Here is a 9,339-nt window from a genome sequence, read left to right as displayed (position 1 = left end):
CGTCCGGCGTTTGAGGACCGGGGGTTCGGGGGCTGGCCCCCGAGTCGGTGGCCTCAGCCCGCGATCGCCACCGACGGCTCCCCGGAGGGGACCCCGTCCGCCTCCATCTGCTCGGCGATCTTCATCGCCTCTTCGATCAGCGTCTCCACGATCTTCGACTCCGGGACCGTCTTGATGACCTCGCCCTTGACGAAGATCTGCCCCTTGCCGTTGCCGGAGGCGACTCCGAGGTCGGCCTCGCGGGCCTCGCCGGGCCCGTTGACGACGCAGCCCATGACCGCGACGCGGAGGGGCACCTCCATGCCCTCCAGACCGGCGGTGACCTCCTCCGCCAGCTTGTAGACGTCGACCTGCGCACGCCCGCAGGACGGGCAGGAGACGATCTCCAGGCGGCGCTGCTTGAGGTTCAGCGACTCCAGGATCTGCATCCCGACCTTGATCTCCTCGACCGGCGGGGCCGAGAGGGAGACGCGGATGGTGTCGCCGATGCCCTCGCTGAGCAGCGCCCCGAAGGCGACCGCCGACTTGATCGTGCCCTGGAAGGCGGGGCCGGCCTCGGTCACACCGAGGTGGAGGGGGTAGTCACAGGCCGCGGCGAGCTGGCGGTAGGCGTTGACCATGACCACCGGGTCGTTGTGCTTGACCGAGATCTTGATGTCCCGGAAGTCGTGCTCCTCGAAGAGGGACGCCTCCCACAGCGCGGACTCGACGAGCGCCTCGGGCGTCGCCTTGCCGTACTTCTGGAGCAGCCGCCGGTCGAGGGAGCCGGCGTTGACGCCGATCCGGATCGGGGTGCCGTGGTCCTTCGCGGCCCGCGCGATCTCCTTGACCTGGTCGTCGAACTGCTTGATGTTCCCGGGGTTCACGCGCACCGCCGCGCAGCCGGCGTCGATCGCCGCGAAGACGTACTTCGGCTGGAAGTGGATGTCGGCGATGACCGGGATCTGCGACTTCTTGGCGATGGTGGCCAGCGCGTCGGCGTCGTCCTGTGTGGGGCACGCCACCCGCACGATCTGGCAGCCGGACGCGGTCAGCTCGGCGATCTGCTGAAGCGTGGCGCCGATGTCCGACGTACGCGTGGTCGTCATCGACTGGACCGAGACGGGTGCGTCGCCACCCACCGCCACGGTTCCGACCTGGATCTTCCGGCTCTTGCGGCGCTCGGCGAGCCTGGTCGGAACGTCCGGCATGCCGAGTGAAATCGCGGTCATCTGCTGTGCAACCCCAAGGTAAGGATTCGGTCGGTCCCGAAAGCTGACGGGCTCCAGTCATCGAGATTACGGCACCCCCGAAGCCAGAAGCACATTCCCCGAACAGGACCACCCGATGGAGGACGGCCGGACACCCATGGTGTCCGGCCGCCGCAAACACCATGTGGCTACGAGATTCTGACCGGGTTAACCACGTCCGCGATCAGGACCAGGATCGTGAAGCAGATGAAGATTCCGGCCACCACGTACGCGACCGGCATCAGCTTCGCCACGTCGAAGGGGCCGGGGTCCGGGCGGCGCAGCACCTTCGCGCCGTTGCGCCGCAGCGACTCCCACAGGGCGCCCGCGATGTGCCCGCCGTCGAGCGGCAGCAGCGGGAGCATGTTGAACAGGAACAGGGAGAGGTTGAAGCCCGCGACGAGGAACAGCATCATCGCGATCTGGTTCTCCGGCGGGATGTCCAGCGTGAAGACCTCGCCGCCGACGCGCGCCGCGCCGACCACGCCCATCGGGGAGTCCGCCTCGCGCGGGCCGTCGCCGAAGGCCGCGTCCCACAGGGCGGGCACCTTGGACGGCAGGTTGAGCAGCGACTCGACGCCGTTCTGCATCATGTCGCCCATGCGGTCCACGGACTGTCCGAAGGACTGCTGGACGATGCCGGAGGCGGGCGTGAAGCCGAGGAACCCGGCGTACACGTACTTGCCCTCGACGTAGCCGCCCTGGCCGTCGGTCTTGCTGACCTGGTTGCGGATGAGGTGGGCGGAGAGGTCGAGCTGCCTGCCGTCGCGCTCGACGGTCAGGGTGACGTCCTTGCCGGGGTTGGCGCGGATGTCGGCCTGGAGGGCGGACCAGTCGGTGACCTTCTCGCCGTTGAACGCGAGGATCTTGTCACCGCCCTTGAGTCCGGCGGCCTTGGCGGGCGCCGCCGTGTCGCTCTTCTGGCACTCGGAGCGGGACTCGCTCTGCTCGATGACGCAGTCGGAGACCTTGCCGACCGTGGTGGTCTGGGTCTGGACGCCGAAGGTCATCATCACGCCGAGGAAGATCGCGACGGCCAGGATCAGGTTCATGAAGGGGCCGGCGAACATCACGATCACGCGCTTCCACGGCTTGCGCGTGTAGAAGAGCCGGTTCTCGTCACCCGGCTGCAGTTCCTCGAAGGACTGCGCCCTGGCGTCCTCGATCATGCCGCGCCACGGGGAGGTCGAGCGGGCCTCGATACGGCCGTCGGGGCCGGGCGGGAACATCCCGATCATGCGGATGTAGCCGCCGAGCGGAATCGCCTTGACCCCGTACTCCGTGTCGCCCTTCTTGCGCGAGAAGATCGTCGGGCCGAAGCCGACCATGTACTGCGGCACGCGGATGCCGAACAGCTTGGCCGTGGAGAGATGCCCCAGCTCGTGCCAGGCGATCGAGAAGAGCAGGCCGACCGCGAAGACGACTATGCCGAGGATCATCATCAGGGTCGTCATGCACGAGCCTCCGCCGTTGTCTTGGCTGTCGTCCGAGCCGCTGTCTGTGCTGTCAGTTCGCGGGCCCGGGCGCGGGCCCAGGTCTCCGCTTCGAGGACGTCCGCCACGGTGAGCGGGGTTCCCGTACGGGGCGTGCCGTGCTCGGCGACGACCTCGGTGACGGTCTCCATGATCCCGTTGAACGGCAGCGTGCCGTTCAGGAACGCGTCCACGCATTCTTCGTTGGCCGCATTGAACACCGCGGGGGCCGTGCCCGCGAGCTCCCCGACGTGCCGGGCGAGCCCCACCGACGGAAACGCGTCGTTGTCGAGCGGGAAGAACTCCCAGCTCGACGCCTTCGTCCAGTCGAAGGCGGGCGCGGCGTCGGGGACGCGCTGCGGCCAGCCCAGACCGATGGCGATCGGCCCGCGCATGTCGGGGGGCGTCGCCTGGGCCATCGTCGAACCGTCCGTGAACTCAACCATCGAGTGGACATACGACTGCGGGTGCACGACCACCTCAATGCGGTCGAAGGGAATGTCGTAGAGGAGGTGCGCCTCGATGACTTCGAGACCCTTGTTGACGAGGGTCGCGGAGTTGACGGTGATGACAGGACCCATGGCCCAGGTGGGGTGCGCGAGGGCGTCCTCGGGGGCGACATCGGCCAGCTCGGCCTTCGTACGTCCTCTGAAGGGGCCGCCGGAGGCGGTGACGACGAGCTTGCGTACGTCGGCCCTGGTGCCCGAGGCGAGCGCCTGGAACAGGGCGGCGTGCTCGGAGTCCACGGGGATGATCTGGCCCGGCGCGGCCAGCGCCTTCACCAGGGGGCCGCCGACGATGAGCGACTCCTTGTTGGCGAGCGCGAGGGTGCGGCCAGCCTCCAGGGCGGCGAGGGTGGGGGCGAGGCCGATCGAGCCCGTGATGCCGTTCAGGACGGTGTGCGCCGGGGAGGCGGCGAGCTGGGTGGCCGCGTCCGCTCCGGCGAGCAGCTCGGGAAGGGGCTCCCCGGGCCCGTACCGTGCGGAAAGGGCCTCACGCAGGGCCGGTACGGCGTCCTCGCGGGCCACGGCGACGGTCTTGACGCGGAGCCGGTGCGCCTGCTCCGCCAGCAGCTCCACCCTCCCGCCCGCCGCGGAGAGCCCGGTCACCCGGAACCGGTCGGGATTGCGCAGCACGAGGTCGATGGCCTGGGTGCCGATCGAGCCGGTGGAGCCGAGGATCACGACGTCCCGGCTCCCGTCCACAGGATCGAAGACGAGATGCGGATCGGCGAGGGGGGCTGGACTGTCGCTCATCCCCCCATTGTTGCCGCAACACCGGGCGACCGGGGACAGCGGAGCCCTGTAAGGGGCGCGGGGAACCGCGCGACAAGCCCCCACCCCACCGGGCCGCACCCGCCGACGATCCCGTGGATCCCCTACCTCTCGCGCTTCCGCTACCTCTTGCGCTTCCGCCGGTTCCGCGACTTCCCCGCACGCTGCGGACGAGGCTTCGCACCGGCCGCCGTGTCCTCCACCGGAGGCTCCGGTGAGAAGTCCCCTTCGACGACCCCCTCCGCCGTGTCCAGCGTGGGCGCGCTGAAATGCAGCCCGTCCGTGCGACGGCCGGCCTCCAGCGCGTCCTGGCCCGCCACCTTCCCGGACGCGTCCAGGTTGAAGACGTACCCGACGGACTCCTCCTTGATCGCGTCGTTCATCGCGACGAACATGTCGTAGCCCTCACGCTCGTACTCGATGATCGGCTCCCGCCCGAGCGTCCACCGCAGTCCGATCCCGTCCCGCAGGTAGTCCATCTCGTAGAGGTGCTCGCGCCATTTGCGGTCCAGGACCGACAGCACCACGAGGCGTTCCAGGTCGCGCAGGACGTCCGCGCCCAGCTCGGCCTCACGCTCCTCGTAGCGGGTGTGGACGTCCTCGATGACGGCGTCGGCGATCGCGTCCGCGGTGAGGTCGGCGCGGTCGCCCGCGGCCTCCTCCAGGTCGTCGACGGTGACCCCGACCGGGTACAGCTGTTCGAAGGCGACCCAGAGCCGGTCCAGGTCCCACTCCTCGGGGAAGCCGTCGGCGGTCTCCACGGCGACGTACGCGCGGATGGTGTCGTCCATGAAGTGGAGGATCTGTTCCCGCAGGTCCTCCCCGGCCAGTACGCGTCGGCGTTCGGCGTAGATGAGGGTGCGCTGGCGGTTGAGGACCTCGTCGAACTTGAGCACGTCCTTGCGGGACTCGAAGTGCTGCTGCTCCAGCTGGGACTGGGCGGAGGCGATGGCGCGCGTGACCATCTTGTTCTCGATGGGGACGTCGTCGGGGACGTTCGCCATGGCCATCACACGGTCGACGACCTGGGCGCGGAACAGCCGCATCAGGTCGTCCTCGAGGGAGAGGTAGAAACGGGAGGCGCCGGGGTCGCCCTGGCGGCCGGAGCGCCCGCGCAGCTGGTTGTCGATGCGGCGGGACTCGTGGCGCTCGGTGCCCAGCACGTACAGCCCGCCGAGGTCCTTCACCTCGTCGTGCTCGGCGGCGACCGACTCCTTGATCCGCTCCAGGGTCCGGCGGTGTTCGTCCCGGTACTCGTCCGGGCTCTCCTCGGCGCTGAGGCCTTTCCGTTCCAGCTCCGCGAGCGTCATGGCCTCCGGGTTGCCGCCGAGCATGATGTCGGTGCCGCGGCCCGCCATGTTGGTGGCCACGGTGACCGCGCCCCTGCGGCCGGCCTGGGCCACGATCTGTGCCTCGCGCTGGTGGTTCTTCGCGTTGAGCACCTCGTGCCGGATGCCGCGCTGCTTCAGCCGGGCGGCGAGGATCTCGGACTTCTCGACGGAGGTGGTGCCGACGAGGACCGGCTGGCCCTTGTCGTGCTTCGCGGCGATGTCGTCGAGGATCGCCGTGTACTTGGCGTCGACGGTCCGGTAGATCTGGTCGGGGTCGTCGGCGCGGGCCATCGGCCGGTTGGTGGGGATCGGCACCACGTGGAGTTTGTAGATCTGGTGGAACTCGGCGGCCTCGGTCATGGCGGTGCCGGTCATCCCGCCGAGCTTGTCGTAGAGCCGGAAGAAGTTCTGCAGGGTGATCGTGGCGAGGGTCTGGTTCTCGTCCTTGACCGTCACCGCTTCCTTCGCCTCGATGGCCTGGTGCAGTCCCTCGTTGTAGCGGCGTCCGGCGAGGATGCGGCCGGTGTGCTCGTCGACGATGAGGACCTCGCCGTCCACGACGACGTAGTCCTTGTCGCGCTTGAAGTGTTCCTTCGCCTTCAGCGCGTTGTTGAGGTGGCCGATGAGGGGCGTGTGGTCGGACTCGTAGAGGCTCTCGATGCCGAGCTGGTCCTGGAGGAACTCCACCCCGGGGTCGAGGATCGCGACGGTGCGTTTCTTCGGGTCGTACTCGTAGTCGTGGGTGGCGCGCAGCCGGGCGAGGCGGTCCTTGTCGGACGGGGTGGTGAAGTTCTCGTCCTGGACGGCGACTCCGCGCATCCGGGTGACCATCGTGGCGAAGGCCTCGTACCAGTGGGTGGGCTGGTCGGCCGGGCCGGAGATGATCAGTGGGGTCCTGGCCTCGTCGATGAGGATCGAGTCGGCCTCGTCGACGATGGCGAAGTGGTGGCCGCGCTGGACGAGTTCGTCCCTGGACCAGGCCATGTTGTCGCGCAGGTAGTCGAAGCCGAACTCGGTGTTGGTGCCGTAGGTGATGTCGCAGGCGTACTGGGCGCGGCGCTCGGCCGGGGTCGACTGGGTCCTGATGACGCCGACGGTCAGTCCGAGGAAGCGGTACGCGCGGCCCATCCAGTCGGCGTCGCGCTGGGCGAGGTAGTCGTTGACGGTGACGAGGTGGACGCCCTTGCCGGTCAGGGCGTTCAGATAGACGGGCAGGGTGGCGACCAGGGTCTTGCCCTCACCGGTCTGCATCTCGGCGATGTTGCCGAGGTGCAGGGCCGCGCCGCCCATCAGCTGTACGTCGAAGTGGCGCATCCCGAGTGTGCGGCGGGCGGCCTCCCGCATCGCGGCGAATGCCTCCGGCAGGAGGTCGTCGAGGCTTTCCCCGGCCTCGTACCGTTCCTTGAACTCGGGGGTGAGGGATTGGAGTTCTTCGTCGGTGAGCTGCTCGAATTCCGCTTCGAGGGAGCCGATCTGTTCGGCTGTGCGCTGGAGTCTGCGGAGGATTCTGCCTTCGCCGGCGCGCATTATCCTGCCGGTGATGTTGTCGAGACCCAGTACCGGCACTGGCATTACCCCCTGACACGGATGTACCTGATCCCGTTCTTCGGGTGCCGGCCGGTGGGGGCTGGTCGCGCCCACGCGGCGGAGCCGCATATGTCACAGCCCCGCGCCCCTGGAAAGCGAAAAGATTGCGCCGTTCCCCGGGCCCCCTCAGGGGCGCCGCCCCCGCTCGCCGGTGCGCTCATTGTTGACGCAGAATTTCTGTGCGGCAAGCAGCGGAACGGCGGCGGGGACAGCAGTGCATTCCTGGGGGAAAGGTCAACGGATGGGGCGGTGGACGTTTTCCCTTTCCGATGTTCCGGGGGTCGCGTCGGCGATCCAGGGGCCGTCGCCGGACAGGTCGACGATTCCGTTCTCCAGCCACGTGTAGGCGCCGCCGAGAACACCCTTGACGACCTTGCGGTCGACGTCGTCGGTGTTGGACCACAGGCGGCCGAAGAGTTCTTCCACGCGAATGCGGGACTGACCGCAGAAGGCGTCCGCGAGCTGGTACGCCTCGCGGCCGTGGGCCTCGGTGGTGCGCAGGAGTTCGGCGCGGACGCAGACGGCGCTCATGGCGAACAGTTCGGCGCCGATGTCGACGATCCGGCCGAGGAAGCCCTGCTTGGTCTCCATCCGGCCCTGCCAGCGGGACATGGCGTAGAAGGTGGAGCGGGCGAGCTTGCGGGCCGAGCGTTCCACGTACCGCAGGTGGCCGGAGAGGTCGACGTGTCCGGCCGGGTGGAAGTCCCCGTACGCGCGTGGGAGTTGGCCGGGGCCCGCGACCAGTTTCGGGAACCACTTGGCGTAGAAGACGCCGGCGTTCGCGCCCGCCTTCGCCTTGTCGGCCAGGGACTTGTCGGGGTCGATGAGGTCACCGGCGACGGAGAGGTGGGCGTCGACCGCCTCGCGGGCGATCAGGAGGTGCATGATCTCCGTCGAGCCCTCGAAGATGCGGTTGATGCGCAGATCGCGCAGCACCTGCTCGGCGGGGACGGCCCGTTCGCCGCGGGCGGCGAGCGAGTCGGCGGTCTCGAAGCCCCGGCCGCCGCGGATCTGGACCAGCTCGTCGGCCATCAGCCAGCCCATCTCGGAGCCGAAGAGCTTGGCGAGGGCGGCCTCGATGCGGATGTCGTTGCGGTCCTCGTCGGCCATCTGGGACGACAGGTCGAGGACGGCCTCCAGGGCGAACGTGGTCGCCGCGATGAAGGAGATCTTCGCGCCGACGGCCTCGTGGTGGGCGACCGGCTTGCCCCACTGCTCCCGTACGGACGACCACTCGCGGGCGATCTTCAGACACCATTTGCCGGCGCCGACGCACATCGCGGGCAGCGAGAGCCGTCCGGTGTTGAGGGTGGTCAGGGCGATCTTGAGCCCGGCCCCCTCCGCGCCGATGCGGTTCGCGGCGGGCACCCGGACCCGGTGGAAGCGCGTGACGCCGTTCTCCAGGCCGCGCAGCCCCATGAACGCGTTGCGGTGTTCGACGGTGACGCCCTCCGAGGCCGCCTCCACGACGAACGCGGTGATGCCGCCCCTGTGCCCCTCGGACTTCGGTACGCGCGCCATCACGACGAGCAGGTCGGCGACCACGCCGTTGGTCGTCCAGAGCTTCACCCCGTCGAGGACGTAGTCGTCCCCGTCCGGCACCGCGCTGGCCGCGAGCCGCGCCGGGTCGGAACCCACGTCGGGCTCGGTGAGCAGGAAGGCGGAGATGTCGGTACGGGCCAGGCGCGGCAGGAAGGCGTCCTTCTGCTCCTGGGTGCCGAAGATCTTCAGCGGCTGCGGTACGCCGATCGACTGATGCGCGGAGAGCAGCGCGCCGAGCGCCGGGTTCGCGGAGCCGACCAGGGCGAGCGCCTTGTTGTAGTAGACCTGCGTCAGACCGAGGCCGCCGTACTTCGTGTCGATCTTCATCCCGAGGGCGCCGAGCTCCTTGAGCCCGTTGATCACCTCGTCGGGGATGCGGGCCTCCCGCTCGATGAGCGCGGAGTCGACCCTGGTCTCGCAGAAGTCGCGCAGTTTGGCGAGGAACTGCTCGCCGCGCTGGGCGTCCTCGTCCGGGGGCATCGGGTGGGGGTGGATCAGGTCGAGCCGGAAGCGGCCGAGGAACAGCTCCTTGGCGAAGCTGGGTTTGCGCCAGTCCTGCTCCCGCGCGGCCTCGGCGACCTGACGGGCCTCACGTTCGGAGACAGCGGGCTGGTGGGGTGTTGCGGACAAGAGGCTCACCTCGCCGCGAATAGGGATCTTGGTCCGGTTACGTTACTCACCGGTGCTACTCGCTCGTATGTACCCGATAACGACCCACGTCACCAGTCCTGGCGCATCAATAGGCGCATACGGAGGCCTGGAGGGCAGGCCCGCAGGGCCACCCTCCAGGGGCGCGGGGAACTGCGCGCTCCACCCCCACCGGCCGGCACCCGCCGAACAACCCCGGCCACCACCCCCGGTGGGCACCTGCCACCCCCGACGGAGTCGAAGCGCTTCGACAACC

At 69.0% G+C, this 9,339-nt stretch carries 5 protein-coding genes; all 5 read right to left on the bottom strand.

The genetic code is table 11. From position 1 onward, the window contains the following. Positions 1–53: 53 nt before the first annotated feature. Positions 54–1,211 carry a flavodoxin-dependent (E)-4-hydroxy-3-methylbut-2-enyl-diphosphate synthase gene (ispG, locus tag ACFVH5_RS23415; protein WP_210889375.1) on the bottom strand — a complete coding sequence of 386 codons (1,158 nt, stop codon included), beginning with the start codon at positions 1,209–1,211 and terminating at the stop codon, positions 54–56. Between the two features lie 167 nt (positions 1,212–1,378). Beyond that, on the bottom strand, positions 1,379–2,683 hold the full coding sequence (locus ACFVH5_RS23410) for a M50 family metallopeptidase (RefSeq protein WP_385835601.1): 1,305 nt from the start codon (positions 2,681–2,683) through the stop codon (positions 1,379–1,381). Next, on the bottom strand, positions 2,680–3,957 hold the full coding sequence (gene dxr, locus ACFVH5_RS23405) for a 1-deoxy-D-xylulose-5-phosphate reductoisomerase (RefSeq protein WP_384810892.1): 1,278 nt from the start codon (positions 3,955–3,957) through the stop codon (positions 2,680–2,682). The genes ACFVH5_RS23410 and dxr overlap by 4 nt, the downstream gene beginning before the upstream one ends. Before the next feature lie 140 nt (positions 3,958–4,097). After that, positions 4,098–6,878: a preprotein translocase subunit SecA gene (gene secA, locus ACFVH5_RS23400; RefSeq protein ID WP_385835600.1), complete on the bottom strand. Its 2,781-nt coding sequence runs from the start codon at positions 6,876–6,878 to the stop codon at positions 4,098–4,100. A 249-nt stretch (positions 6,879–7,127) separates the two neighbouring features. Beyond that, entirely contained in the window at positions 7,128–9,074 is a 1,947-nt protein-coding gene (locus ACFVH5_RS23395; RefSeq protein ID WP_385835599.1) for an acyl-CoA dehydrogenase family protein, read from the bottom strand. Between the last annotated feature and the right edge of the window lie 265 nt (positions 9,075–9,339).

This window comes from Streptomyces sp. NPDC127119 (assembly GCF_042677425.1).
Lineage (GTDB): Bacteria > Actinomycetota > Actinomycetes > Streptomycetales > Streptomycetaceae > Streptomyces.
The sequence above is the reverse complement of the archived record's forward strand: the minus strand, read 5'-3'. Positions and strand labels throughout refer to the sequence as shown.